The following is a 26,723-nucleotide window of genomic DNA, read 5'->3' on the forward strand; positions in this document are numbered from 1 at the left end:
TCCCCATGGGAAACAAGCTTTACGTGGGCAATCTCGCCTACAGCGTGCGTGACGAATCGCTCCAAGAAGCATTCGGTCAGTTCGGTACGGTGACCTCTGCAAAGGTCATGATGGATCGTGAAACCGGTCGCTCCAAAGGTTTCGGCTTTGTCGAAATGGGCTCCGATGCCGAGGCGCAAGCCGCGATCAACGGCATGAATGGCCAGGCCCTCGAAGGCCGCGCCATCGTCGTCAACGAGGCTCGTCCTCGTGAAGAGCGCCCGGGCGGCTTCGGCGGCGGCGGCGGTGGCCGTTCCGGCGGCGGCGGCTTTGGTGGTGGCGGCGGCTACGGTGGCGGCGGTGGCCGTTCCGGTGGCGGCGGTGGCTACGGCGGCGGTGGCGGCGGCTACGGCGGTGGCGGCGGTGGCCGCTCCGGCGGTGGCGGCGGCTACGGCGGCGGTGGTGGCGGCTACGGCGGTGGCGGCGGTGGCCGTTCCGGCGGTGGCGGCGGCTACGGCGGCGGTGGTCGCTCCAGCGGCTACTGATCCCCTGCTTCCCCAAGCAAAAAAAGGCGCCTTCGGGCGCCTTTTTGTTTTCGGGCCTCAGTAGGCCAATGCCAGCTTGGCGAACAGTTCGCGGTGACGGGCCTGACCGGGGCGCTCGCTGGCGCGGTTCAGGCCCACGCTGATGATGCGCGACAGGCCCACGCGGTGCTGGAACATCAGCGCCAGCTGGCGTTCGCGGCCGTCCTGCGCGCCCAGGCTCGCGGCGGTGTCCTCGCGGCGCGTGAAATGGGTCTGCTGGCCGATCAGGCGCAGCGAGTCGCGCGCGCTCAGGTGCAGCACGACCAGCGTTTGCGCGCTGCGGTCCGTGAAGGCACGGCGCCCGTCGGGCGCGTCCACCCAGCTGACGCCCAGGCGCTGCTCGAACTCCAGCCAAAGGCCGCCCGGCAAGGGGGCCCGCAGTTTGGCCTCGGCCTGCGCCTGCACACCCAGGCCGACGCGGTCAGCGTCGACGTCCAGGCGCCGGCCCCATTCGATCTCGCCATTCACGAAGCTCAACAGCTCGCCGGGGTTGGATTCGAAGCCCAGCAGCAGCGTGCGCGTCGCGTGCAGGCGGCCGCCGCTCCTGGCGCGGTGGCTGTCCAGCCCCACGTGGCCCCAGACACCGGTGTTGCGCGCCGCGGCGAACCAGAAGCCGGGCTGGAACAGTCGGTCCACGACCTGGCCCGCGGCGACGCCCAGCAGCGGGTCGGCCAGCGTGCGCGTCTCCTGCACCTTCAGCTGCGCCTCGCTGTCGTGCATGTCCACACCGGCCAGCTGGTGCGGGCCCAGGCGCAGATAGCCGAAGGCCGATGCGCGACGGATGCCGCTCTGGCTGACGAAGCCGTTGTCGTTGGCGAAGCGGGCGCCGATCTCCTCGACGTTGACGTTGGCGACCCAGTCCGCATCGCGGTGGCGCCAGCCCAGCCAGGCGCGATGGCCGCGCTCGCGGGCGGTCTTCAGCACCTGGCCGTCGGCGTCCAGCCCCAGCGTCGTGGCCGACAACAGCAGGTGGCCGCGCCACTGGTCGCTGTCGCCGGCCCGCCAGACGCCGTCGCTGCCGATGACTTGCGTCGACAAGCCCTCGCCGAAGTCGCGCCGCGACACCAGGCCGGCCAGCCCCAGGCTGCCGAACTGCATGCGGCCGCGCGCGAAGCTGGCCTGCGAGCCGCGCGGCTGCTCACCGCTGCGCGTCGCGAACGCGCCCGCGCGCAACACCTGGCCCCCGCCGGCATCGCGCAGGCTCAGCGCCGTGGCCTCGGCGCCGGCGCCACGCCAGGTCGCACGCAAGCCCCAGTCGGGGTCGGTGATGGCGCGTGTGTAGAAGGCCGCCAGGCTGCGGTTCTCGCCCGATTCGTCGGGCTGCGTCGGGCCGACGACGTCGGCACTCTCCAGGAAGAAGGGCCGCTTCTCCGGCACGCTGAGCGCGAAGCGCGTGTTGCCGGCCAGCTGCGGTGCGTCCAGCTCCACCTGCGAGAAATCGGGGTTCAGCGTCGCGTCGATGACCCAGTCGGCGCGCGGCCGCCATTTGATCTCGGCACCCAGCGAGGCCTTGCGCTGCGAGCGCCGCAGGCCGTCGGCGTCGCGGTCCTGCGTCGAGCGCAGCGTCAGCTCCGGGCGGAAGGCGATGAAGCTGCGCTCGCGCACCTGCAGCGCCAAGTCGCCCAGGCCATCTAGCGGCTGCAGCTCGGCGATGAAGCTCAGCGCGTCCTTGGTCAGCGCCGGTGCGCTGACATTGAGCGTGCGGTCCTCGCGCGGGATGTTGCGCGCGACCATGACGCGCCAGGGTGCGCCGTCCGCGTGCGGGAAGCGCAGCGCGGCCAGCGGCCAGCGCAGTTCCAGGCTGTAGCCATCGGGCAGCAGCGTCGCCGCGGCCTCGACATCGAAGTCGGGTGCCGGGTCTTCCGAGTCCTCCTCGGCGGCGAACAGACCGTCGTCGACGGCGCCGGCCGCGCTGACACGCACGTACTGCGCCGTGCGGCGGTGGCCGACGGGGTCGATGAAGATGGAGACGAAGTCCTGGTCGGACTTGACCTGGTCGCGCCGGGCCAGCGGCGCGCGGATGCGGCCGGGCTCGGGGTCCCAGGCGCGGATGCCGAAGACCAGCGCGTCGTCGGTGACCAGCACCTGCACGGTGGTGCGCCAGCTGGCGGGCTGCTTGTCGGCGGGCAGGAATTGCGCAAAACGCTCGTAGACCGGCGCACGCTGCCAGGCGTCATCGTCGAGGCGGCCGTCGATGCGAGGCGCCGTGTCGCCGGTGGTCAGGCGCAGCGCGGTGGGATGGATGGGGCCGTTGTGCGGCCATGCGGGCAGGGCCAGGGCGAGCAGGCCCAGGCCAAGGAGGCGACATGTCATGACGTGGTCCGGGGTCGGCCACCGAGCGTGCGGCGGCCGCGGGGATCAGGTGGGCTGGCGCCGTCAGCGGTAGACGTGGGCGACAGCCGGCGGGCGGCGCTGAAGCAGCGTTCAGCGCGCGGGCACTAGCAGGGGTGAAGCACCTTGGCCATGATGTCCTCCTTCGCCGCCCTGGCAGGGCCGGCTCTCGGTCCGAAGAGCGCGCAGTTTAGCGACGCCCAGGCGGGCCTGGCTACTCGCTCGCGCGCTTCTTGCGCGGCCGGCTGGCCAGCGCGCGGTCGTACAGCCCGTTGGGCAGCAGCCGCAGCAGCTTGGCCATCACGCCCATCTGCCACGGAATGACGCGGTAGCTGACCTGGGCGCGGATGGCGCGCACCGCCTGGTCGGCGAAGTCCTCTACCTGCATCAGGAAGGGCATGGAGTAGCGGTTGCCGCGCGTCAGCGGCGTGTCGATGTAGCCCGGCAGCAGCGTGACGACCTTGACGCCGAAGGGTCGGCATTCGCCTCTGAGGCTTTCGCAGTAGGCGACCACCGCCGCCTTGCTGGCGCTGTAGGCGCCATGCCCTGGCAGGCCGCGGATGGCCGCGACGCTGGCGACGCCCACCAGCGTGCCCGAGCCGCGCTCGTTCATCGCCGTGACGAAGGGGTGGAAGGTGGCGGCCAGGCCCACGTTGTTGGTCGCGAAGGTGCGGCGCATCACGTCCAGGTCGTCGAAGTGCGCCGTGTCCATGCCGATGCTGATGCCGGCGTTGGCGATGACGACATCGGGCAAGCCCTGGGCCGCGATGCATTCGCGGCCGATGCGGGCCATGGCGCCCTCGTCGGACACATCGGCGCCGTAGACCTTGAAGCGCGCGGCATCGAGCTTTTGCTCCGCCGCCCAGCGCTCCACCTCGCCGGTGCGGCGTGCCACCAACGCGAGGCGCGCGCCGTCGCGGTAGTAGCGCAGCGCCAGCGCCTGGCCGATGCCGCTGGATGCGCCGGTGATGAAGACCAGCTCCGTCATCGCGGGATGCGGGACGTGATCTGCCCCTGCGCCTTGCCGGTGAAGGTGACCTGCCCGGTCAGGTGCCGGTACTCGAAGTTCTGCGCGTTCAGCGTCGAGCTGCCCTGGCGGATGGTGACCGGCAGGTGGGAGCGCAGGATCTCGGCGTTGGACAGGGCCTGCAGGAACTCGCCGCGCACGTCGAGCTGGGCCGTCGCGTTCTCGCCCGCGCCGGGCGGCAGGCGGCGCAGGTGCACGCCGCCCTTGAGCTGCAGGTCGCTGCCGTCGCCGTTGCTGATCGCCAGCCTGGCCTCGGCGATGGCGAGGCTGCCGTCCGGCGCCACGGCGCGCACGCGGGCCTGGTCGATCTCGATGGTGTCGGTGTCGGGGTAGTGGCGCAGCTCGGCGCCGGCGATCTGCACGTTGAGCCGGCCATCGGCGCCGATGCGCTGGATCTCGAAGTTGGCCATGCGGTAGTCCGGCTCGTGGCGCGGCGCGGCCTGCTCACCCGGCTCGCCCAGCAGCGGCGTGTTCTTCACCAGCCACCAGGTGCCGCTGGCCAGCACGGCCATCAGCAGCAGCGGCAGGTAGTTGGACAGCAGGCTCTGCGCGCGCCACAGCAGCGGCCTGGCTTTCTGTGCGCGCGGCGTCGGGACGGGCAGCGTGGCCGGGCTCACGAGGTCTTGCCCCCATCGAGCGTGTCGTGATGCGCGTTCAGCAGCCGCTCGTAGTGGCCGGCGGCCATCAGCAGGATGTCGCAGTACTCGCGCGCGGCGCCATGGCCGCCGGCGGCGCGCGTGACATGGTGGGCGATGGCCAGCACCTCGGCGTGCGCGCCGGGCGGGGCGCAGGCAAAGCCGGCGCGTGTCATCAGCGGCAGGTCGGGCCAGTCGTCACCCATCGCGGCGACCTCGCCCCAGCTGGCGCCCAGCTGCCGCAGCAGCGGCTCGGCGGCGGCGAGCTTGTCCTTGACGCCGTAGACGGCGTGCGGCAGGTCCAGGTCGGCGACGCGGCGGCGCACGGCGGGGCTGTCGCGGCCGGTGATGATGACCGGCGTGATGCCGACCTGCTGCAGCGATTTCAGGCCGTGGCCGTCCAGCGTGTTGAAGGCCTTGAACTCTTCGCCGCGCTCGCCGATGTAGATGCGGCCGTCGGTCAGCACACCGTCGACGTCGAAGATGGCGAGCTTGATGGCCAGGCCCGTGCCCTGGGCCTTGACGAGCAGTTCGGGCGGAAAACTCAGTGCGGCCATCAGATCACCTTGGCCCGCATCAGGTCGTTGATGCTGACGGCGCCCAGCAGCCGACGCTCGGTGTCGGTGACCAGCACGACGGTGATGCGCGCCGCCTCCATCAGGTCGGCGGCGTCCACGGCCAGCGCTTCGGCGCCGACGGTGCGCGGATTGAGATGGGCCACTTCGGCGGCGGTCAGCGCCCGCAGGTCGCGGCCTTGCTCGATCAGGCGGCGCAGATCGCCGTCGGTGAAGACGCCCTGCACGCGGTCGTCGGCGTCGACGACGACGGCGATGCCCAGCGCCTTGGCGGACATCTCGCGCATCATTTCCGTGAACGGCGTCGCCGCCGCCACGCGGGGCAGCGCGTCGCCGCTGCGCATCAGGTCACGCACATGGGTCAGCAGCTTGCGGCCCAGCGCGCCGCCCGGGTGGGAGCGGGCGAAGTCTTCGGCCTTGAAGCCGCGCGCGTCCAGCAGCGCCACGGCCAGCGCATCGCCCAGCGCCATCTGCGCCGTCGTGCTGGCGGTGGGCGCCAGTTGCAGCGGGCAGGCTTCCTCGGACACGGCGCTGTCCAGCACGACGTCGGCATGCGCGGCCAGGCTGGATTCGGGCCGGCCGGTCATCGCGATGACCGGGATGCCCAGGCGCTTGAGCACCGGCAGGATGGCGTTCAGCTCGTCACTCTCGCCGGAATTGGACAGGGCCAGCACGATGTCGCCCGTCGTGACCATGCCCAGGTCGCCATGGGCGGCTTCGGCGGGGTGGACGAACAGCGCCGGCGTGCCGGTGGACGCCAGCGTCGCGGCGATCTTGCGGCCCACATGGCCGCTCTTGCCCATGCCCATGACGGCCACGCGGCCTTGGCAGGCCAGCACGGTCTGCACGGCGCGGGCGAAGGCCTCGCCCAGGCGGGGGGCCAGTTCGGTCAGCGCCCGGGCCTCGACGGCCAGCGCGTCGCGGCCCATGCGGATGGCTCGCTCGGCGTCAAAGACAGGAAAACTCATGCGGCCAGTGTAGACAAGGCCCTGCGCGGCGGGCTGACCGTGACTTCTGCCGCACTAGGGTCAGCACGGGGGTAAACAGCCAGCCAAATGCAAGCCTGACGGGCTTGTGGCTCTCGACAATGCGCGGTCATGCAGACCAGCCTGTCCACCCATCCCGCGCGCGTCGCCAGCCTGCCGGCCGGCCTGTTGGCGTTGGGCCTCGGCCTGGCCGCGCTGTTGGCGTGGGACGCCAGCGGCCTGGACCTGTGGGTGATGCGCCATGTCGGCAACGCCGCCGGCTTTGCGTTTCGGGAGTCCTGGTTTACCACGCAGGTGATTCACCAAGGCGGCCGGCTGCTGTCCTGGGGCGTCGTCGGCTTCATCCTGCTCGCCAACCTGCGGCCGGCCTGGGTGCTGCCGCGGTTGAACCGGCGCGAGCGACTGGGCTGGCTGCTGATCACGCTGCTGTGCCTGGCTGTCGTGTCGATGGTCAAGCGCGTCAGCCTGACGAGCTGCCCCTGGGATCTGGCTGAATTCGGCGGTACGGCGCATTACGTGTCGCACTGGGCCTTCGGCCTGCGCGACGGCGGCGGCGGGCACTGCTTCCCGTCCGGCCACGCCAGCGCCGCCTTCGCCTTCCTGTCCGGCGGCTGGATGCTGGCCCGCGCCTACCCCCGCGCCGCGCGGGCCTGGGTGACGGCTGTCGTCGCGCTGGGCGTCGTCTATGGCGTCGGCCAGATGCTGCGCGGTGCCCACTACCCCAGCCACACGATGTGGACGGGCTGGATCTGCTGGGCGGTGACCGTGGCCGCCGCCCAGGCCGGTCGCTGGCGCGTCAGCCGGCTCGCTGCCGCCTGAGCACCAGCAGGGCGACGCCGCCCAGCAGCAGCACGGCGCTGCCCGGCTCGGGCACGGTCGTGACGGCACCGGCGTCGAAGGCGATGGCGCCGCCGGCGCTGAACAAGCCCATCAAGACCCTCTCGTCACCGCTGAACAGCGCGGTAGTCGAGTTCTCCTTGATGTTGAAGCTGCCCTCCACCCAACTGCCGAAACCGCCCTTGTCGTCCTGGGGGCGGTAGCGAAGCTTGACGGTGGCGCCCGAGGTCATCGCGGCGGTCTCGTACAGCGTGTCACCACCGCCGTTGATGTTCATCCTTGTGCCCAGGGTCTCGGTGAAGATCATCTGGAAGAAGGAGTCGGTCGCCTTGCCGCCCACTTTCACCACGTCCAGCGTCGCCGTGGGAACGTGCTTGCCGTTGGCGACCTGCAGGAACCACTTGGGCGTCGAGATGTCCACGGGCTGGCTCCAGGCGAAGTCCGAGAACGAGGCCTTGCCGGTGCCCGAGCCGCCGCCGCTGCTGCTGGTGGTCAGCGTCAGACCCCAGGCAAAGCTGTCGATGTCTATCCAGTCCTTGTGGCTCTTGTCGGTCGAGCCACCGACGATGCCGTCGATCTTCAGGAAGTAGTCGTTGGCGGCCTGGGCGAGGCCGGCGCTGGCCAGGCTCAGGATGATGAAGGCGCCACGGCAGGCGCGCGTGAATCGAGAAGTCATGTGGAACTCCATACGCCCGGGATGGGCGCTGCGATGCTGGTCAGCGCCTGCGGCCCACGCCATCCCCAAGGTTGCCGGACATCCCCAAAGGGTTTCCACAGAGACGGCAGGGGGGCGAGCGTCCTAGACTGCCCGCACAAAACGCACCCACGGAGGAGACACCGTGCAGCGGACCGACATCTCGGACCCGGCCTATTTCCACAAGGTCGTCGATTGCCAATGGGCCTGCCCGGCGCACACGCCGGTGCCCGAGTACATCCGCCTCATCGCGCAAGGGCGGCATGACGAGGCGTATTGGGTCAACTGGGTCAGCAATGTCTTCCCCGGCGTGCTGGGGCGGACCTGCGACCGGCCCTGCGAGCCGGCCTGCCGGCGCGGGCGGGTGGAAGAGAAGCAGGCGGCCAAGCCCGAGCCCGTGGCCATCTGCCGCTTGAAGCGCGTGGCGGCGGACAACAAGACCGACGAGTTCCGCGCCATGATCCCCAAGCCCGCCGCGCGCAAGAACAAGCGCGTGGCCTGCGTCGGCGCCGGACCGGCGTCGTTGGCCGTGGCACGTGACCTGGCCCTGGAAGGCTATGCGGTCACCGTGTTCGACGGCGAGGCCAAGCCCGGCGGCTTCATCCGCACGCAGATCCCGCGCTTCCGGCTGCCCGAGCGGGTCATCGATGAGGAGTGCGGCTACATCCTGGGCCTGGGCGTCGAGTGGCGCGCCGGCCAGCGCATCGATTCGATGAAGGCGCTGCTGGCCGAGGGCTGGGACGCCGTCTTCGTCGGCTGCGGCGCGCCGCGCGGGCGCGACCTGCCGCTGCCGGGCCGGCAGGAGGCCGCCGGGCAGATCCACATCGGCATCGACTGGCTGGCCAGCGTCAGCTTCGGCCACGTCACCAGCGTGGCGCCGCGCGTCATCGTGCTGGGTGGCGGCAACACGGCGATGGACTGCTGCCGCTCGGCGCGGCGCCTGGGCGCCTCGTCCGTCACGGTCACCGTGCGCAGCGGCTATGCGCAGATGAAGGCCTCGCCCTGGGAGAAGGAGGACGCCGAGCACGAGGGCATCCCCATCCTGGACTTCCATGTGCCGCTGGCCTTCGAGCATGTGGACGGCAAGCTGACCGGCATGCGCTTCAAGAAGGCGCAGACGGGGGAAGAGATCGTCATCCCCTGCGACGAAGTGCTGATCGCGGTCGGCCAAGAGAACAGCTTCCCGTGGATTGAGCGCGATTCGGGCATCGCCTTCGACGAGCATGGCCTGCCCGTGCTGGATGCGAAGAGCTTCCAGTCGTCGCTGCCGCAGGTCTTCTTCGGCGGTGATGCGGCCTTCGGGCCGAAGAACATCATCACGGCCGTTGCCCACGGCCACGAGGCCGCCGTCAGCATCGACCGCCTGCTGCACGGCGAACCTGTCACGCAGCGCCCACCGCCGCACGTCAACCTCGTGTCCCAGAAGATGGGCATCCATGAGTGGAGCTACGACAACGCGATCACCAACGACTTGCGCAGCAAGGTGCCCTGGACGGCCGCCAACATCGCGCTGGCCAGCATCAAGGTCGAGGTCGAACTGGGCTTCGACGCCGCCACGGCATTCAAGGAGGCGCAGCGCTGCCTGAACTGCGACGTGCAGACCGTGTTCGCGCCCAAGCTGTGCATCGAGTGCGACGCCTGCGTGGACATCTGCCCGATGGACTGCATCACGTTCACCGAGGACGGCCCCGACCTGCGCGAGCGGCTGAAGGCGCCGGCGCTGAACCTGATGCAGGACGTCTACGTCGAGGGCGGCCTGAAGACCGGCCGCATCATGGCCAAGGACGAGGATGTCTGCCTGCACTGCGGGCTGTGCGCCGAGCGCTGTCCGACGGGGGCGTGGGACATGCAGAAGTTCCTGCTCGTCACGGCCAAGGCCGGCGCGGCCTGCCGTGACCATGCCACGCGCAAGGAGGCCGCATGAGCCGCATCGAAGCCGTCAACGACTTCGTCGTCAAGTTCGCCAACGTCAACGGCTCGGGCTCGGCGTCCGCCAACGAGCTGTTCGCGCGCGCCATCCTGCGCATGGGCGTGCCGGTCAGCCCGCGCAACATCTTCCCGAGCAACATCCAGGGCCTGCCGACCTGGTACGAGGTGCGCGTCTGCGAGGCCGGCTGGCTGGGCCGGCGCGGCGGCGTGGACCTGATGGTGGCGATGAACCCGCAGACCTGGGACCAGGACCTGGCCGAGATCCAGCCCGGTGGCTACCTGTTCTACGACAGCACCAAGCCCCTGCCGGCCAACGCGTTCCGCCCCGACATCCACGTCATCGGCATGCCGGCCACGGCCATCTGCAACGCCACCTACGACGTGCCGCGCGAGCGCACGCTGTTCAAGAACATCCTCGTGCTGGGGGCGCTCAGCGAGCTGATGGGCATCGAGGCGGGCGTCATCGAGAAGCTGTTTGCCGAGCAGTACAAGGGCAAGGAGCGGCTGCTGGACTCCAACGTGCGCGCGCTGCACGCGGGCCGCGAGTTCGCGCGCGACCACCTGTCCGTGCAGCCCTTCGGCCTGGCCGTGAAGCGCGCCGACGCGGTGGGCGACAAGATCTTCATCGAAGGCAATGCGGCGACGGCGCTGGGCTGCGTCTACGGCGGCGCGACCGCCTGCGCCTGGTACCCGATCACGCCGTCGTCGTCGGTCGCCGAGGCCTTCGAAAAATACGCGGGCAAGTTCCGCGTCGACGCGGCGACGGGCGAGAAGCGCTACGCCATCGTGCAGGCCGAGGACGAGATCGCGTCCATCGGCATCATCACCGGCGCCGGCTGGAACGGCGCGCGCGCCTTCACCTGCACATCGGGGCCGGGCGTGTCGCTGATGACCGAGTTCCTGGGCCTGGCCTATTTCGCCGAGATCCCGTTCGTTGTCATCGACGTGCAGCGCGGTGGCCCCAGCACCGGCATGCCCACGCGCACGCAGCAGGCCGACCTGCTCTCCAGCGCCTACGCCTCGCATGGCGACACCCAGCATGTGCTGCTGCTGCCCGAGGACCCGCGCGAATGCTTCGAGTTTGGTGCCACCGCGCTGGACCTGGCCGAGCGCCTGCAGACGCCGGTCTTCCTGATGAGCGACCTGGACATCGGCATGAACCAGCGCCTGTGCGAACCGCTGGCGTGGGACGACGCCCGCCGCTATGACCGCGGCAAGGTCATGACGGCCGAGCAACTGGACGCCGGCAAGGAATTCGCCCGCTACAAGGACGTCGATGGCGACGGCATCCCCTGGCGCACGCTGCCGGGCACGCATGCGAGCAAGGGCGCCTATTTCACGCGCGGCACGACGCGCAACGAGAAGGCCATCTACTCCGAGCGCGGTGACGACTACGTCCGCAACGTCGAGCGCCTGCGCGCCAAGTTCGCGACCGCCGCGCTGCTGGCACCGCAGCCGCTGGTGCGCGCCGCGGCGCAGAAGACGAGCCTGGGCGTTCTCTACTTCGGCTCCACCGCGCCGGCCATGGACGAAGCGCTGGCCGCGTTGGCCGAGGCCGGCATCCACATCGACGCGCTGCGCCTGCGCGCCTACCCCTTTGCGCCGTCGGTGGCCGAGTTCATCGCCGCGCACGATGCCGTCTTCGTCGTCGAGCAGAACCGCGACGCGCAGATGCGCCGCATGCTGGTCAACGAGCTGGAGGTGGCGCCCAGCCGGCTGATCAAGGTGCTGCACTTCGACGGCACGCCCATCACGGCCCGCTTCATCACCGACGTGATCACGCGCCACGTGCATGCGCTGGCCACGGCGCCGAGGAGCGCGGCATGAGCGCCGCCCGGTCGCCCGAAGGCGCTCGCGCCGCAGTGCGCAGCACGGAGGTTTCCAAGTGACCTATCTCGCCAAGCCCAAGCTGCATCACCCGAGTCTCACGAAGAACGCCGTCGGCTACACGCGGCGCGACTACGAAGGCAAGGTCTCCACGCTGTGTGCCGGCTGCGGCCACGACTCCATCTCCGGCGCCATCGTGCAGGCCTGCTGGCAGCTCGACATCGCCCCCCACCGCGTCGCCAAGCTCAGCGGCATCGGCTGCTCCAGCAAGACGCCGGACTACTTCCTCGGCGCCAGCCACGGCTTCAACACCGTACACGGCCGCATGCCCAGCGTGCTGACGGGCGCCTACCTGGCCAACCGCGAGCTGCTGTACCTGGGGGTGTCGGGCGACGGCGACTCCGCCTCCATCGGCCTGGGCCAGTTCGCCCATGCGATGCGACGTGGCGTGCGCATGGTCTACATCGTCGAGAACAACGGTGTCTACGGCCTCACCAAGGGCCAGTTCAGCGCCACCGCCGACAAGGGCTCGGTCGCCAAGAAGGGCGCGACCAACAGCGACACGGCCATCGACCTCGCCGCGCTGGCGCTGCAGCTGGGCGCCACCTTCGTCGCGCGCAGCTTCTCCGGCGACAAGACCCAGCTCGTGCCGCTGATCGAAGGCGCCATCCGCCACGGCGGCGCGGCCTTCATCGACGTCATCAGCCCCTGCGTGGCGTTCAACAACCACGCCGGCTCCACGCGCAGCTACGACCATGTGCGTGACCACAACGAGGCGCTGAACCGCATCGACTTCATCGACCTCGCCGCCGAACAGATCGTCGAGGACTCGCCCGAGGTCGTCGATGTGCCCCAGTCCGACGGCAGCACGCTGCGGCTCAGGAAGATGGCGTCCGACTACGACCCCACCGACCGCCTCGCGGCGATGAACGCGATGCAGCTGCGCGCGGCAGCGGGCGAGATCGCGACCGGGCTGCTTTACGTGGACCCCGCGGCCAAGGACTGGCATGCGGCGCAACGCACTGCGGCCGAGCCGTTGAACGGCCTCGGTGAAGCCGATCTCTGCCCTGGTGCCGCGGCGCTGGTGAAAATCAACGCAGGCTTGCGTTAGCGGCGCGGCGCCAACACGGCGGCGTGGGCTCTAGACTCACGCCCGTTTGTCCGCCGGACGCCTTCTCGCCTCGCCATGGTCCCCACTCAGCGGCTGCGCCGCCGCGGCCTGCTGACCGCCCTTGCCTGTGCCGTCGCCTTGGGCCTTGCCGGCTGCGCCGCTCCCAACATCGACGACAAGCACGATGTGCGCGGGGCGACGAAGACCGGTGTCGTGTCCGGCTCCATCACCTACTCGGGGCCTTATGGCGGCTACCGGCTGGAGCTGGTCTCCCAGGCCACCGGCGAAGTCTTTCGCGTCGAGCATGGTGCCGGCCAGACCCTGAACCCCATGCTCGCCTTCAAGGGTGAGCCGGTTCATCCGGGGCTCAAGCGGCTGGGCTCACCTTTCGCGGTGGCGCTTCCCGTCGGCAGCTACGAAATCAGGGCCTGGCAGGTCTCGTGCGGCGCCGCCAACATCAGGTCGACCGCGCCGACCGGCGTGGTGTTCCAGGTCGAGGCCGGCCAGGCCATCTACCTGGGCAACTACCATTTCGTCGAGACTTCGCGCGTCGTGCGGCTCATCACCGGCGCCAAGGTCACGATGTCGGATCAGACCGAACGCGATCTGCCGGTCGTGCGCAGCAGCTTTCCCGCGCTGGCCGAGGTGCCGATCACGCAGACGCTCAACCCCGCCGCGCGCATCGACAACTTCGGCGGCGGCGCCGCCACGCAGATCAACATTCCCGTCTTCATCCCCGTCGTCCGTTGAGCCACAGAACCCCCACCATGCACAGAACTCTCGCCCTGTTGTCCCTTGCCGCCTTGCTGTCCGCCTGCGCCAGCTCCAGCCAGGACAAGGTCACCAGCGCAGCCACGACGCCGCTGAGCGACCTCAACGTCGTCCGCGCCGACATCCCCGACGTGCTGAAGGCCGCCGCGGCGGCGCCCTATGCGACGCCCGCCGACGCGAGCTGCCCGGGCCTGGCGGCCGGCATACGCGCGCTGGACGAAGTCCTGGGCCCCGACCTGGACGCGCCGCACACGTCAGGCAACCCCGGTCTGCTGGACCGCGGCGAGGACGCCGCCACCGGTGCGCTGCAGCGCACGGCGGAAGGCGTCATCCCCTTCCGCGGCTGGGTGCGCAAGCTCAGCGGCGCGGAGCGCTATGCCCGCCAGGTCAGCGCGGCCATCACGGCCGGTGGCGTGCGGCGCGGCTTTCTGCGCGGGCTGGCAGCGGCCAAGGCCTGCACGGCTGCGAAGTCGGCGGCCTAACAGTCCTTTGCCTGGCCCCAACACTCAGAAAACTTCCGCTAGCGGCCCGGCAATGCGGCATCGGCAGACTCGACAGCGATGTCTGCCGACCGCTTCCGAGCTCCGCTTCCCACCCCCCGCGCCGCCATCCTGGCGGCGTTTGTCTTCCTGCTCTGGGCCGTCGTCGGCGCGACCTGGTTCCTGCGCACCTACCTGGGGCTGGTGACGCCCGACCAGGTGCTCTTTCACCTGCAGAACGGCGGCCTGGACTACGCCGACCCGCGCATGCTGTGGCGGGCCTGCCGCTGCCTGATGGCCGTCGTCGGCCTGACGGTGCTCAGCCTCTTCCTGCTGCGCCGCATGAAGCGCTGGCACCGGCTGCCGCTGCTGGCGCTGCTGGGCACCGGGGCCGTCGTGTCGGTGAACGCCACGGTGTCCGACCCCTGCCAGCCCGAGCCCGACGGCGGCGACTACCTGGCCCGCCATTACGTGGACCCCGGCCGCGTGACGCTGCAGGCGCCGGCCGAACGGCCCGATGCGCTGGTCGTCTTCGTCGAGTCGCTGGACGAGGACTACACCCACCCGCGCACGCCGGGCGCGGCGCTGCTGCCTCGGCTCACGCGGCTGCAGGACGACTTCCAGACGCTGGGTGAGCTGCGCAACCTCAGCGGCGCGAGCTGGACCGTGGGCGGCATGTTCAGCGCGCTGTGCGGCGTGCCGCTGCAGCCCGTGGGGCTGATGAGCCACAACTCGCTGGAGTACAGCCGGCGCTTCTTCGAGGGCGGCCGCTGCCTGACCGACCTGCTCGCGGCGCAGGGCTGGGACATCAGCTTCTACGGCGGCGCGTCGCTGAAGTTCGCCGGCAAGGGCCGCTTCCTGGAGGACCATGGCGTCGCGCGCCGCTTTGGCGCCGAGCAGTGGCAGCAGCGCGGCATCCCCGTGCCGGCCGCCGGCTGGGGCCTGCCGGACAGCGACCTCGTCGAGCAGGCCTGGGCCGACATGCAGCGCCCGCGCCGCGCCGACGAGCCGCGCATGAGCCTGCTGCTGACGGTCGACACCCACGGCCCCTCGGGCGCGCGGGACCATGGCTGCCGCGCGGACGAGACGCTGGCCGACGAGGATGATGACGACGAACCCGCTGAAGTCATGCGCGGCGCGCTGCGCTGCACCGACCGCGTCGTGGCCCGCCTCGTCGAGCGCTTCGTCGCGCAGCGCGACGGCCGGCCCAAGGTGGTCTGGATCATGGGCGACCACCTCAACCCCGAGCCGCTGCTGAACGGCGACCTGGTGCCCGACACGCACGGCCGTGCCGTCTTCCACGCGCTGGCCCGCTACGACGTGCAGGGCCGCGCGTTGCCTGCGGACGACCAGCGGCGCGAGTTCACGCATGTCGACATCCTGCCCACGCTGGCCGAGGCCATGGGCCTGCGCTGGGCGCCGCAGCCACACCGGCTGGGCCTGGGGGTGTCGCTGCTGACCGGCGTGCGCGAGGCGACGCTGGCCGAGCGCTTCGGCATGGCCCATGTCAACGGCCGGCTGTCCTGCCGCTCGCCGCTGTTCCAGCGGTTGTGGATGGGGGCGGTCTAGCGCTCCATCGTCACCGGTGCCATGTCGCGGATGTAGAACACGCCGTCCCACTGCGCTCCAGCGTCGCCCGCGGGCCGCGGCGGCGCGTTCAGGAAGGCGAAGTCGGTGTTCAGGCTGGCGAAGACGGATTCGAGGCTGCCTGGCCGGGCCGGCGGGACGGCCTGCACCTGGCCCGATGCGAACTCCATGAAGCGGCCCTGCAGCGCGCTCAGGTTCAGCACGTAGTAGTCGCGACCCAGCCGCTCGCCCAGGATGTCGCCGGCATAGCGGTGGTTCGCATCGAGCTTCAAGCCGCGCGCCAGGTGACCGATGTGGGCCCAGATGACGGCCTTGCGGCCCGGGTACAGGCGCTGCAGCTGCCACATGACGTTGTCGGCCATCGCGTGGTCGCGCTGATAGTCGTCGTGCCAGAAGCCGGCCGCCTGGGCCTGCAGGCCGGCCAGGCTGCGGCACAGCAGCTCGTCGCCGCCGGCCGCGCAGAGCGCCGGCTGCAGGCGGGCCACGACCGCGTCGAAGGTCTTCTCGTCGTCGCTTGATGGCCGTGTGCGGTTCATCTGCATCAAGGTGTCGGCCAGGCGCTCGAACACCGGCCAGCCGGGGGCGTCGCCCGGCAGCCGTGCGCGCAGCCGCGGCAGCAGCTCGCTGCGGCTCAGTGCGCCGCTGAGCTGGCTGTCTATGCCCGACAGCAGCAACGGCTTCGGTCCGGCCTGCTGCTCGTCCAGGTAGCGCAGCAGCGTGCGGCCGGCGTCGCTCTTGGCATACATGTAGAAGACATTGCCGGGCGCCAGCGCGTCCAGCTTCTCGCCGCGCTGCATGGCCTGCTGCAGCAGCGCGATGTCGAACACGCCGCTCTCCAGCAGCAGCACGTCGAAGCCCTTGCGCTCATGCAGATAGCGCAGCAGCCGAGTCTTCAGCTCGAACTCCTGGCGGCCGCCGTGCGTCTGCTCGCCCAGGGCCACGACGCGGGCGCTGCCGACCGCGTCACCAAAGGCCTGCAACTGGGCGTCGGTCAGGTCGGCGGGCTGGCCTGCGGCCATCGGTTTCATCTGCGCGCGCACCCATGGCGCCGAGCCTTCGTCAGCCGCCTGCACACCGCTCAATGGCAGCGCCAGTACCACCCATGCCATCCACTTCTTGCCCATCTTTGCTCCGGTCGGGAGCGGGCAGGATAGCCATTGCGAACTGGTATCAGGACAGGCCCAGGCTGGGCTCCTGTGCGGCCTCGTCCTCGGGTCGCGCTGGTATGGTCGCCAGCGCCAGCTCGGCACTGTTCAGCGCGCCTTCGATGAAGCCCTGGTAGTCCGAGTAGGCCTCGCCGACGATGTGCAGGTTGCGCGCGCCGCTGCCGAAGTCGAAGGCCTTGAACGCGTCCATGACCTTCCACGAGCGCACACCCGGCTGCCAGCCGTGGTTGGCGGCACCATAGGGCGCGCGCGCCCAGTCGCGGATGCCGTAGGTGATGATGGCGTTGCGGATGTAGCCCGCCGTCTCGGCCAGGCTCAGCCCGCCGAAGATGCGCCGCGCGTTGTCGGTCAGCTTCAGCGCCGTGCCCGCGCCGGACTCGGCCGAGCGCTTCACGTCGCGGGCGACGAACAGCGCGAAGGCGTCGACGATGCGCGCGTTCTGGTCCACCTCGGCGCGGTCGTGACGGTCGCCGTCGATGACGTAGTGGCGCCAGAACTCGGTGGACGGGCGGTCCATGTACAGCAGCACCATGCCGTGGCCGTCGGCATCGGCCTCGGGCGGGCGGCGGAAGTAGTGGATCTCGCGCGTGGGCATGCAGTTGGCGTACTGTTGCGGCGCCTGGCCGTAGCTCCACCACGGCGTGTTGCAGACGAAGAAGACCTTCAGCATCGGGAAGCCGTTGACGCTGTCCAGCTGCGTGGCGATGTGCTCGGGCAGGTGACGCGTGAGCTTGAGCAGCGGCAGACGCGGCAGGGCCAGCACCAGGCGCTCGGCGCGCAGCGTGACGGCGCCGTTCTGCGTCGCCACGTCCAGTGCCAGCGTCGGCTTGCCCAGCTCCACCGGCCGCACGCCCATCAGCTTGTGGCCGCCGGCCAGCGTCACGTTGGCATGGCCGCGCAGCCGCGCCAGCAGCCCCTCGGTCAGCCTGGCGGAGCCGCCCTCGATGCTGGCCAGCTGCTGGCCCACGGTCTTGAGCGCGCGCAGCCACCAGATGATCCACTCGGCCGCGTTCAGGTTCTCCGGGATCATGTGATAGAAGGTGCCGGTGTCGCGCAGCTTCACCAGCGCCCGGTGGCTCAGCACCCCTTGCGCCGACAGCGCGTTCCAGAAGCCCATGTCCCACAGCGGCTGGCCGTGCAGCTGGGCGTGCTTCCGCAGCCGCATGTAGTCGGCCTCGGTCAGCGCGTCTATCCAGGCCTGGTCGTCGGCCTCCGGGCCGGGGCGGCCCATGATGAGCAGGATGCCGCGCTTGAGCAGCTGCAGCGAGTTCAGCCCGCGCTCGGCCTCCGGCAGGTCGGCGTCGTCGGTGGCGAGCTGGTCGGCCGACGGGCCGGAGAAGTCCACCAGGCCCACGCCCAGCTCGGCGCACAGCGCCGCGAAGCGCGGCTGCAGCGTCGGCTCGAAGCGCATGGGCCCGTACTCGGCGATGAAGCCGTCCATGTCCTCGGTCTCGATGCGCCCGCCCCAGCGGTCGGCCGCGGCTTCCAGCACAAGGATGCGGTGGCCGGCGTCGGCCAGGCGTAGCGCGCAATACAGGCCCGAAACGCCGCCGCCGGCGATGACGATGTCATAGGAGGTCATGGAAGCTCACTTGTATGTACAACTGGTGGGAAGCATATCGGAGCGGGACGGCGTGCCGCCAGCGCGGTGGGGCTCCAAATTCCCGGCAATTTTTCGCGTTTCGGCGGCGCACCGGCGGGCGTGATGTAACAGCCTCGCCAAGCCTCGACAACGCACGCGCCGCCCGACCCGAGGCTGGGTAGTCTTGACGCCGTAGTAACTGCCCAGCCGCCCCGACACCATGGACAGCGCCAGCAACAGGCCCACGCCCGGATTCCGCCAGAAACTCATCATTGCCGCCGTCGCCGCCCTGGTGCTGCTGGCGCTGTACGGCCTGACCACGCTGCAGCAGCGCGCCGCCATCGAGGCGCAGTCGCGCAAGAACGCCACGGCGCTGGCCTTCGAGCGCTCGCCCGAGCAGTGGCTGTCGCACCCGCGCGAAGCCTCGGAGTTCGAGCGCGCGCTGCAGGCCCGAGAGGTCGCGGCCGTCGGCGTCGATGGCCACCTGGTGCTGTACACCGACCGCGGCGGCCATCATTTGAGCGCCCGCCTCATCGATTGCGGCGTCAACTGCAAGAACGAGATCGGCTCTCGCCTGGGCGAGCTCAGCGTGGCGCAGGGCTTTGCGCTGACCGACATCGACGTCGACGCGCGCACCACCGGCCAGCGGGTGTCGCAGGGCCTGGACAAGGCGATGACCGTGCTGGCGCCGCTGCTGACGCTGCTGCTGATTGGCGGGCTGCTGATGTTCCTGCAGATGCGCGGCCTGCTGAGCCCGCGCACGCGGCTGGCGGAGAAGCCCAAGACCCGCTTCGACGACGTCATCGGCGCCGACGAGGCCAAGCGGGCGCTGCGCCGCGTGTCCGCCTTCATGAAAGACCCGGCGCAATATGCCGCCGTCGGCGCCAAGCCGCCGCGCGGCGTGCTGCTGGACGGCCCGCCCGGCACCGGCAAGACGCTGCTGGCCAAGGCGCTGGCCGGCGAATGCGGCGCCAGCTTCATCAGCGTTGACGGCTCCTACTTCAGCTCCATGTTCTATGGCGCGGGCATCAGCAAGGTCAAGGAGCTGTTCAAGCGGGCCCGCGAGGCGGCGCCCTGCATCATCTTCATCGACGAGATCGACGGCATCGGCCGGCGCAGCAGCGGCAAGGACGCGCAAAGCGGGGAGCAGGAGCAGAACCGCATCATCAACCGCCTGCTGGTGGAGATGGACGGCTTCTCCTCACTGGAGAACGTCGTCGTCGTCGGCGCCACCAACCATGTCGACAACATCGACGTGGCCATGCGCCGCCCGGGCCGCTTCGACCTCGTCGTGCGCACTGCGCTGCCGACGGCGCCCGAGCGCGAGCAGCTGTTCGGTCTGTACCTGGGCCAGGTGAAGGCGGCGTCGGGCATGGACACGCTGTCCATCGCGCGCACGGCGTCCGGCATGTCGCCGGCCGACATCGCCAACTGCGTGAACCGCGCCGCCGCCTACGCGGCCGAGGCCGGTGAAGCACTGGTCAGCCAGGAGCGCGTCTACCAGTCGCTGGAGACCCATCAGCTGGGCGGCGAGGTGACCAACACCAAGGACATCATCACGCCCGAGACGCTGCGCCGCATCGCCTTCCATGAGTCGGGCCATGCGCTGGTGGCGCATCTGTTGGATGCCGGCAGCGTGGAGCGCGTCAGCATCGAGCCGCGGGGCCCCGCGCTGGGCGTGACCTATGTGACGCGCACGCACGAGGAGCCGCTGTACGGCGAGCGTGAGCTGCGCTCGCGGCTGGCGATGATGCTGGCCGGCCGCGAGGCCGAGTTGATCGCCTTCGGCAATGCCTCGTCCGGTGCGGCCGACGACCTCAAGCGCGCGTCGGAGCTGGCCACGTCCATGATCGGCTCCTATGGCTTCGGCAAGACCTTCGGCCTGCTCAGCATGGCCGGCGTGCCGCGCGAGCTGATCGGGCCCGACGTGCAGAAGTCGCTGCTGGACGAAGCCCGCGCGCTGCTGGAGAGCGCGCAGGCCGAATGCCGCCGCGTGCTGGAAGAAAAGCGTGACCGCTTGGGCCTGCTGGCCGAGATGCTGCTCGGGCAGGAGACCGTCAGCGGCGCGCCGCTGAAGCGCGTGCTGTCGGGCGAACCCGCCTGAGAAGCTAAACCACCGGGCGAGCGCATATCCTGTGCGGGATGTGCCCGCCCAGCCCCGCCCCCGACACCCAGCTGCGCGACCTCGCGCGCCTGCGCCGCGTGCGCGACCGCATCGACCGCGACTATGCGCAGCCGCTGGATGTGGAGGCGCTGGCCAGCGGCATCGGCATGTCGTCCGGCCATCTGAGCCGCCAGTTCCGGCTGGCCTACGGCGAGTCCGTCTACGCCTACCTGATGACGCGCCGCATCGAGCGCGCGATGTCCTTGTTGCGCCGCGGCGACCTCAGCGTCACCGAGGTCTGCTTCGAGGTGGGCTGCGCGTCACTGGGCACCTTCGGCACCCGCTTCACGGAGCTGGTGGGCCAGTCGCCCAGCGCCTACAAGCGCGACGCCGCCGGCACCATCGAGGGGCTGCCGTCCTGCGTCTCCAAGCAGGTCACGCGGCCCATTCGCGGCTGATCGGCAATCGATCAGGAATCAAGAAGCGCCGCCAGCGCGCCAAACCTAGACTGATTTCCGTGGACTTCAACAACCCCTCTCAAGGAGACTGACCATGGACATCACCATCCACTCGACCTTCCTGCCGCACAGCGACGCCGAGGTCTCGCTGGCCTTCTACCGCGACACGCTCGGCTTCGAGGTGCGCAACGACGTCGGCTACAACGGCCTGCGCTGGATCACCGTCGGCCCCAAGGGCCAGCCCGGCACGTCCATCGTGCTGTACCCGCCGGGCGCGACGCCGGGCGTCACCGACGACGAGAAGCGCACCATCGCCGAGATGATGGCCAAGGGCACGTTCGCGATGATGCTGTTCGCCACCAAGGACCTGGACGCGACCTTCGAGAAGCTGCAGGCAGCCGACGCCGAGATCGTGCAGGAGCCGACCGAGCAGCCCTACGGCGTGCGGGATTGCGGCGTGCGCGACCCGGCCGGCAACATGCTGCGTATCCAGCAGGCGCGGTGATTCAACCAGCAAGGGAACTCGACAAGCATGGCCACGAGGAAGACAACGGCGCCGGGCAACAAACCGGCCGCCGACACCCATGACCTGATCCGCGTGCAGGGCGCACGCGAGAACAACCTCAAGGACATCAGCGTCGAGATCCCCAAGCGGCGCCTGACGGTGTTCACCGGCGTGTCCGGCTCGGGCAAGAGCTCGTTGGTGTTCGGCACCATCGCGGCCGAGTCGCAGCGCCTCATCAACGAGACCTACAGCGCCTTCGTGCAGGGCTTCATGCCCACGCTGGCCCGGCCCGACGTGGACGTGCTGGACGGCATCACCACGGCCATCATCGTCGACCAGGAGCGCATGGGCGCCAACGCGCGCTCCACGGTCGGCACGGCGACGGACGCCAACGCGATGCTGCGCATCCTGTTCAGCCGCCTTGGCAAGCCGCACCTCGGCCCGCCCAGCGCGTTCGCGTTCAACGTGCCGTCGGTGAAGGCCACCGGCGTCATCACCGTGGACAAGGGCGGCGCCAGCCAGGCGGTCAAGCAGACCTTCAACCGCACCGGCGGCATGTGCCCGCGCTGCGAGGGCATGGGGGCCGTCAGCGACTTCGACCTGACGCAGCTGTTCGACGCCGACAAGTCCATCAACGAAGGCGCCGTGACCATCCCCGGCTACAGCATGGACGGCTGGTACGGCCGCATCTTCCGCGGCTGCGGCTTCTTCGACCCCGACAAGCCCATCGCCAAGTTCACCAAGCGCGAGCTGCACGACCTGCTGCACAAGGAGCCGACCAAGATCAAGGTCGACGGCATCAACCTGACCTATGCCGGGCTGATCCCGTCCATCCAGAAGTCCTTCCTGTCCAAGGACGTGGACGCGCTGCAGCCGCACATCCGCGCCTTCGTCGACCGCGCGATCACGTTCGCGACCTGTCCCGAATGCCAGGGCACGCGGCTCAGCGAAGGCGCGCGTTCCAGCAAGATCGGCAAGGTCAACATCGCCGAGGTCTGCGCGATGCAGATCAGCGACCTGGCCGACTGGGTGCGCGGCGTGAAGATGTCGAAGGAGGCGCCCACCGTCGCGCCGCTGCTGGCCGCGCTGCAGCACTCGCTGGACTCCTTCGTCGAGATCGGCCTGGGCTATCTGTCGCTGGACCGGCCCTCGGGCACGCTGTCCGGCGGCGAGGCGCAGCGCACGAAGATGATCCGCCACCTCGGCTCGGCGCTGACCGACGTGACCTACGTCTTCGACGAGCCCACCATCGGTCTGCACCCGCACGACATCCAGCGCATGAACGAGTTGCTGCTGCGCCTGCGCGACAAGGGCAACACGGTGCTGGTCGTCGAGCACAAGCCCGAGGCCATCGCCATCGCCGACCACGTCATCGACCTCGGCCCTGGCGCCGGCTCGGCGGGTGGCGAGGTGGTCTACCAGGGGGCCCTGGACGGCCTGCGCGCCAGCGGCACGCTGACCGGCCGCCACCTGGACGACCGCGCGTCGCTCAAGGCCAAGGTGCGCCCGCCCACGGGCGCGCTGCAGGTGCGTGGTGCCAGCACGCACAACCTGCAGAAGGTCGACGTCGACATCCCGCTGGGCGTGCTGGTCGTCGTCACCGGCGTGGCCGGCTCGGGCAAGAGTTCACTGATCCATGGCTCGGTGGCGCCGCAGGACGGCGTCGTCGCCATCGACCAGACGGCCATCCGCGGTTCGCGGCGCAGCAACCCGGCCACCTACACCGGCCTGCTGGACCCCATCCGCAGCGCCTTTGCCAAGGCCAATGGCGTCAAGCCCGCCCTCTTCAGCGCCAACTCCGAAGGCGCCTGCCCGGCCTGCAACGGCGCGGGTGTCATCTTCACGGACCTGGGGCCCATGGCCAGCGTCGCGACGACCTGCGAGGACTGCGAGGGCAAGCGCTTCCAGCCCGCCGTGCTGGCCTACAAGCTGGGCGGGCGCGACATCAGCGAGGTGCTGGCCATGTCGGTCACGGAGGCCACGGCCTTCTTCGGCGACGGCAAGGCCAGGACGCCCGCGGCGCACGCCATCCTCGAACGCCTGGCCGATGTGGGCCTGGGCTACATCAGCCTGGGCCAGCCGCTGACGACGCTGTCAGGTGGCGAACGCCAGCGCCTGAAGCTGGCCACGCACATGGCCGAGAAGGGCAACGTCTACGTGCTGGACGAGCCGACGACCGGCCTGCACCTGGCCGACGTGGAACAACTGCTGGCCTTGCTGGACCGGCTGGTGGACAGCGGCAAATCCGTCATCGTCATCGAACACCACCAGGCCGTCATGGCGCATGCGGACTGGATCATCGACCTCGGGCCGGGCGCCGGGCATGAGGGTGGCAAGGTCGTCTTCGAGGGCACGCCGGCGGCGCTGGTGAAGGCGAAGAAGACGCTCACCGGCAAGCATCTGGCGGGCTACGTCAAGGCGTGAGCTTCAGGCCTGCCGCCGGTACAGCGCCAGCGAGCCTGCCAGCGCCAGCAGCGCGCCGCCGCACAGGCGGTCCAGCCACAGCACGCCCCTGGCGCGCAGCATGCGAATGGCCTGCGCGCCCGCCGCGGCATAGCTGAGCATGACCACCAAGTCGATGACCGCGAAGGTGAGCGCCAGCGTGACGTACTGGGGCAGCTGCGGTTGAGCTGGCGCGACGAACTGCGGCAGGAAGGCCGAGAAGAACAGATAGCCCTTGGGATTGGTGGCCGCCACGAGGAAGCTGCGCATGAAGATGGCACGGCCCGACGGCCGCTCCGCGGGGTCGCCGTCTCCGGGGACGGTCAACGTGCCCCTGGAGCGCAGCAGCCGGACGCCGAGGTAGGCGAGATAGGCAACGCCCACCCACTTCACGACCGAGAACCAGAACTCCGACGCGGCCAGCAGCGCGCCCAGGCCGACGGCCACGGCCGCGATCAGCACGAAATCGGAGAGCACCGCGCCGAGCATGCCCGGCAGCGATGCGCGCACGCCGTAGCGGGAGCCGTTCGTGAGCGCCAGCAGCACCGTGGGGCCTGGCGTGGCAATGCCGATGAAGGCGACGAGGGAGAAGACAAGCAGCGTCTGTGTCATGCGGCAGGCCCGAAGTGCGGTCTGCTCAGTATTGCAGTTTGGGATACCAGTCCGTGCCGCGCCCCTCGGGCGTCAGGTCCAGGATGGACCACAGCGACGCGATGTCCGGCGCGTCGCGCGGGTCCTGGCCTGGGTCGGCCATGGCCTTGGTCATCTCGCTGGCCCAGAACAGCCGGACCTGGTCACCGTCGCGCTTGAAGACGATCAGCGCCGGGTATTCGCTGCCGTCGGGCAGCAGGATGCCCAGATCCTTGGCGTAGTCGTCGCCCACGGTCTGCACGAAGTTCAGGTCGCGCCAGCCGCGCTCCTGGGCGAAGGCGTATTGCCGCTCGACCGGCGAGCGGCCGAGGATCTTCAGCGCCACGCGCTGCTTGATGTCGGCCGCGTTGCCGTTGACGGCGCCCAGCCAGTTGGTGCACATGGGGCAGGGCCGTTGGCGCTGCGGGCCGTACATCCAGAAATAGGTGACCAGCGTGTCTTTGTCGCCGAACAGCTCGGCCAGGCCGACATCGAAGGCCTGCTCGTCCTTGAAGCGGTAGTCCTTGCTGATGACCGGCCCGGGCGGCAGCGCGCGGCGCTGCTCGACCAGGCGGGACGCATGGCGGCGGAACTCGATCTCCTCGGCGAGCAAGGCCTGTCTGGCCTGGTCGTAGTCGGCGGACGCACCGGGAAAGGGCGTCTTGGCCTGGGCCGCGAGTTGGGCGGCGGGTGTGAGTTGGGGCATGCGCGGCTCCTGGTGCAGGGGCAAGAGTTGATGCTGCACGGGGCGGTCGAGGGCGGACGTCGGCCGGATTCGTGCCTGCATGCAGGTCTGCACCTACAGCCCCTCCGCTGCGCGCCGGCCCCTCATTCGAGCGGGCGGGCGGCGCGGCGTGTCGCTGACGGTGCCGGATTGGCGTCTGTTGTTGAACCCCCCAAGGCATTGCTCCACACGGGGTTGTCGAACACCGCCCCGGAGGTCCCCGTGAAGCCCATGTCCACCCCCCGCCCGCTGCTGCCGTTCACCGCGATGTTTGCGCGCAGAGGGCGAGCGGCTGCCGCGGCGGAGCAGGCGCAGGACACGCGCATGCCCGACGACGAGGACGTGCTGATGCTGCAACGCCTGGCCGGCTCGCAGATCGGCCGCATCGCTGCCGAGGTGGCGCTGGAGGAGGGCGCCCGCCGCCAGTACGCGCCGCGGCGCGAGGCCGAGGTGCTGGAGGCCCGCCAGCGGCGCTAGGGGTTGCCGTTCTGCGAGGTCACGTTGTCGCCGCCCTTGGGCACCTGGCAGCCGTTGAAGCTGATCGCGACGGACTGACCCCAGTCGAGGGAGTCGGCCTGCACCTGGAAGTGCAGGTGCGGCCCCGACGTGCGGCCGGTGTTGTCGCTGAGCGCGATGACGGTGCCGGCCTCGACCTTGTCGTCCTCCTTGACCTTGACGCTGTTGGGCGTCAGGTGGAAGTACCAGCTCGTGAAGCCGCCCAGGTGGCGGATGCGCACTGCATTGCCCCAGTTCTCCTGGCTGCCGGGCGTGAAGGGCTGGTTGGTGGCCGTCGTCGGCGACGTCGGGTCGTAGCTGGTGGTCTGGCTCTCGCGCACCCACTCGACCGTGCCGGCCCGCGCGGCGCGCACCTCGGTGCCCGAGGGCAGGGAGAAGTCAAAGGCGAAGGATTGGCTGCCGGTGTGCGAACCACCGGGGTTGTTGTTGCCCTGGCCCACGCCGTGGCTGACGCCGTTCTTCCACGGGTAGTGGTAGGCGCCGTGCGCCTCCTCCTGCAGCTTCAGCACGTCCAGGCGCAGGCCCTTGCCGAAGTAGGTGAGGTCTTCGGTCTTGAAGTCGACCCAGCAGCGCGCGCGGCTGACGTATTGCGTGCCCGTGCCCGGGCGCCAGACGGCGGCGTACTTGCCGTCGTCGGAGGACAGGCTCGTCACCCGCAGCCCCTGCGCGAAGTAGGTGTTGTCCTTGTCGGACATCTCGCCGCTGCCCATGCCCCAGTGGATCCACTGCGCGCCCGAGCCCGGCCGCCAGACGGCGGCGAGCTTGCCGTTGTCCAGCTCGATCTGCGTCACGCGCAGGCCTTGCTTGAAGTAGGGCCCGTCCTTGGCCTTGAACTCGTCGCCCGACAGGCCCCAGTGCACCCACTGCGTGCCGCTGCCGGGCCGCCAGACGGCGGCGAGCTTGCCGTTGTGCAGGGAGAACGCGGCGATGCGCAGGCCTTGCTTGAAGTAAGCCGTGTCCTTGGCCTTGAACTCGGCCGCGCTCAGGTCCCAGTGCACCCACTGCGTGCCGCTGCCGGGCTGCCAGACGGCGGTCAGCTTGCCGTCGCGCACGGCCAGCGACACGATGCGCAGGCCTTGCTTGAAATAGGCCAGGTCCGCGGTCTTGAACTCGTCGCTGGACACGCCGGCCTTGACCCATTGCGTGCCCGAGCCGGGGCGCCAGACGGCCATGTAGCCATCGGCCAGGGCCTGCGACGCCAGTGCCGCCAATGCGGCGGCCACCACCAGTTGGCGCTTGGACAT

General features: G+C 70.1%; 24 protein-coding genes. 13 read left to right on the forward strand and 11 right to left on the reverse strand.

Annotated features, from left to right (window positions below):
- Positions 1-5: 5 nt before the first annotated feature.
- Entirely contained in the window at positions 6-524 is a 519-nt protein-coding gene (locus AC1D29_RS15785) for an RNA recognition motif domain-containing protein (RefSeq protein WP_477898997.1), read from the forward strand.
- A 57-nt stretch (positions 525-581) separates the two neighbouring features.
- Here AC1D29_RS15785 and AC1D29_RS15790 read toward each other — a convergent pair whose 3' ends face one another.
- The 5 genes from AC1D29_RS15790 to AC1D29_RS15810 all read right to left on the reverse strand — a co-directional run bounded on the left by AC1D29_RS15790 (position 582) and on the right by AC1D29_RS15810 (position 6,099).
- Positions 582-2,876 carry a carbohydrate binding family 9 domain-containing protein gene (locus AC1D29_RS15790; RefSeq protein ID WP_477898999.1) on the reverse strand — a complete coding sequence of 765 codons (2,295 nt, stop codon included), beginning with the start codon at positions 2,874-2,876 and terminating at the stop codon, positions 582-584.
- Between the two features lie 232 nt (positions 2,877-3,108).
- Positions 3,109-3,882 (reverse strand): SDR family oxidoreductase, encoded by a 774-nt coding sequence (locus tag AC1D29_RS15795; protein ID WP_477899001.1) that lies wholly within the window; start codon positions 3,880-3,882, stop codon positions 3,109-3,111.
- A complete protein-coding gene (lptC, locus tag AC1D29_RS15800) occupies positions 3,879-4,538 on the reverse strand; it encodes an LPS export ABC transporter periplasmic protein LptC (RefSeq protein WP_477899003.1) in 660 nt (219 codons plus the stop codon). Before lptC ends, AC1D29_RS15795 begins: the two co-directional genes overlap by 4 nt.
- A complete protein-coding gene (locus AC1D29_RS15805) occupies positions 4,535-5,113 on the reverse strand; it encodes a KdsC family phosphatase (protein WP_477899005.1) in 579 nt (192 codons plus the stop codon). Before AC1D29_RS15805 ends, lptC begins: the two co-directional genes overlap by 4 nt.
- On the reverse strand, positions 5,113-6,099 hold the full coding sequence (locus AC1D29_RS15810; protein WP_477899007.1) for a KpsF/GutQ family sugar-phosphate isomerase: 987 nt from the start codon (positions 6,097-6,099) through the stop codon (positions 5,113-5,115). Before AC1D29_RS15810 ends, AC1D29_RS15805 begins: the two co-directional genes overlap by 1 nt.
- A gap of 129 nt (positions 6,100-6,228) precedes the next feature.
- On the opposite strand from AC1D29_RS15810, the gene AC1D29_RS15815 reads away from it, so the two are divergent.
- On the forward strand, positions 6,229-6,936 hold the full coding sequence (locus AC1D29_RS15815; RefSeq protein ID WP_477899009.1) for a phosphatase PAP2 family protein: 708 nt from the start codon (positions 6,229-6,231) through the stop codon (positions 6,934-6,936).
- On the opposite strand, the gene AC1D29_RS15820 is transcribed toward AC1D29_RS15815, so the two are convergent.
- A complete protein-coding gene (locus AC1D29_RS15820) occupies positions 6,914-7,630 on the reverse strand; it encodes an Hcp family type VI secretion system effector (RefSeq protein WP_477899011.1) in 717 nt (238 codons plus the stop codon). The genes AC1D29_RS15815 and AC1D29_RS15820 overlap by 23 nt on opposite strands.
- 163 nt (positions 7,631-7,793) lie before the next feature.
- Here AC1D29_RS15820 and AC1D29_RS15825 point away from each other — a divergent pair, with 163 nt between their 5' ends.
- The 6 genes from AC1D29_RS15825 (at position 7,794) to AC1D29_RS15850 (ending at position 15,334) form a co-directional block, all read left to right on the forward strand.
- A complete protein-coding gene (locus AC1D29_RS15825; RefSeq protein WP_477899013.1) occupies positions 7,794-9,572 on the forward strand; it encodes an FAD-dependent oxidoreductase in 1,779 nt (592 codons plus the stop codon).
- The gene (locus AC1D29_RS15830; RefSeq protein ID WP_477899015.1) at positions 9,569-11,404 is read left to right on the forward strand and encodes a 2-oxoacid:acceptor oxidoreductase subunit alpha; all 1,836 of its coding nucleotides are present in this window, start codon (positions 9,569-9,571) and stop codon (positions 11,402-11,404) included. Before AC1D29_RS15825 ends, AC1D29_RS15830 begins: the two co-directional genes overlap by 4 nt.
- Before the next feature lie 58 nt (positions 11,405-11,462).
- On the forward strand, positions 11,463-12,515 hold the full coding sequence (locus AC1D29_RS15835) for a 2-oxoacid:ferredoxin oxidoreductase subunit beta (protein ID WP_477899017.1): 1,053 nt from the start codon (positions 11,463-11,465) through the stop codon (positions 12,513-12,515).
- Between the two features lie 75 nt (positions 12,516-12,590).
- Positions 12,591-13,265, forward strand: a complete 675-nt coding sequence (locus AC1D29_RS15840; RefSeq protein ID WP_477899019.1) for a hypothetical protein — start codon at positions 12,591-12,593, stop codon at positions 13,263-13,265.
- Positions 13,266-13,282: 17 nt separating this feature from the next.
- Positions 13,283-13,768: a hypothetical protein gene (locus AC1D29_RS15845; protein ID WP_477899021.1), complete on the forward strand. Its 486-nt coding sequence runs from the start codon at positions 13,283-13,285 to the stop codon at positions 13,766-13,768.
- Between the two features lie 78 nt (positions 13,769-13,846).
- Positions 13,847-15,334 carry a sulfatase-like hydrolase/transferase gene (locus AC1D29_RS15850; RefSeq protein ID WP_477899023.1) on the forward strand — a complete coding sequence of 496 codons (1,488 nt, stop codon included), beginning with the start codon at positions 13,847-13,849 and terminating at the stop codon, positions 15,332-15,334.
- On the opposite strand, the gene AC1D29_RS15855 is transcribed toward AC1D29_RS15850, so the two are convergent.
- Positions 15,331-16,476, reverse strand: a complete 1,146-nt coding sequence (locus tag AC1D29_RS15855) for an erythromycin esterase family protein (RefSeq protein WP_477899025.1) — start codon at positions 16,474-16,476, stop codon at positions 15,331-15,333. The two genes, AC1D29_RS15850 and AC1D29_RS15855, sit on opposite strands and share 4 nt — an antisense overlap.
- 46 nt (positions 16,477-16,522) lie before the next feature.
- Positions 16,523-18,100 (reverse strand): flavin monoamine oxidase family protein, encoded by a 1,578-nt coding sequence (locus AC1D29_RS15860; RefSeq protein WP_477899027.1) that lies wholly within the window; start codon positions 18,098-18,100, stop codon positions 16,523-16,525.
- Between the two features lie 220 nt (positions 18,101-18,320).
- On the opposite strand from AC1D29_RS15860, the gene AC1D29_RS15865 reads away from it, so the two are divergent.
- The 4 genes from AC1D29_RS15865 (at position 18,321) to AC1D29_RS15880 (ending at position 23,591) form a co-directional block, all read left to right on the forward strand.
- Positions 18,321-20,204 (forward strand): AAA family ATPase, encoded by a 1,884-nt coding sequence (locus tag AC1D29_RS15865; protein WP_477899029.1) that lies wholly within the window; start codon positions 18,321-18,323, stop codon positions 20,202-20,204.
- A 38-nt stretch (positions 20,205-20,242) separates the two neighbouring features.
- Positions 20,243-20,662: a helix-turn-helix transcriptional regulator gene (locus AC1D29_RS15870; RefSeq protein WP_477899031.1), complete on the forward strand. Its 420-nt coding sequence runs from the start codon at positions 20,243-20,245 to the stop codon at positions 20,660-20,662.
- A 94-nt stretch (positions 20,663-20,756) separates the two neighbouring features.
- Positions 20,757-21,167, forward strand: coding sequence for a VOC family protein (locus AC1D29_RS15875; protein ID WP_477899033.1), 411 nt, complete (start codon positions 20,757-20,759; stop codon positions 21,165-21,167).
- Positions 21,168-21,194: 27 nt separating this feature from the next.
- A complete protein-coding gene (locus AC1D29_RS15880) occupies positions 21,195-23,591 on the forward strand; it encodes an ATP-binding cassette domain-containing protein (protein WP_477899035.1) in 2,397 nt (798 codons plus the stop codon).
- A gap of 3 nt (positions 23,592-23,594) precedes the next feature.
- On the opposite strand, the gene AC1D29_RS15885 is transcribed toward AC1D29_RS15880, so the two are convergent.
- Positions 23,595-24,221 (reverse strand): LysE family translocator, encoded by a 627-nt coding sequence (locus AC1D29_RS15885; protein ID WP_477899037.1) that lies wholly within the window; start codon positions 24,219-24,221, stop codon positions 23,595-23,597.
- 25 nt (positions 24,222-24,246) lie between these two features.
- Positions 24,247-24,945 (reverse strand): DUF899 family protein, encoded by a 699-nt coding sequence (locus tag AC1D29_RS15890; RefSeq protein WP_477899039.1) that lies wholly within the window; start codon positions 24,943-24,945, stop codon positions 24,247-24,249.
- Between the two features lie 249 nt (positions 24,946-25,194).
- On the opposite strand from AC1D29_RS15890, the gene AC1D29_RS15895 reads away from it, so the two are divergent.
- Positions 25,195-25,440, forward strand: a complete 246-nt coding sequence (locus tag AC1D29_RS15895; RefSeq protein ID WP_477899041.1) for a hypothetical protein — start codon at positions 25,195-25,197, stop codon at positions 25,438-25,440.
- Here AC1D29_RS15895 and AC1D29_RS15900 read toward each other — a convergent pair.
- Complete coding sequence (locus AC1D29_RS15900) at positions 25,437-26,723, reverse strand: M23 family metallopeptidase (RefSeq protein WP_477899043.1); 1,287 nt, start codon at positions 26,721-26,723, stop codon at positions 25,437-25,439. The two genes, AC1D29_RS15895 and AC1D29_RS15900, sit on opposite strands and share 4 nt — an antisense overlap.

The organism is Roseateles sp. P1_C6 (genome assembly GCF_056406315.1).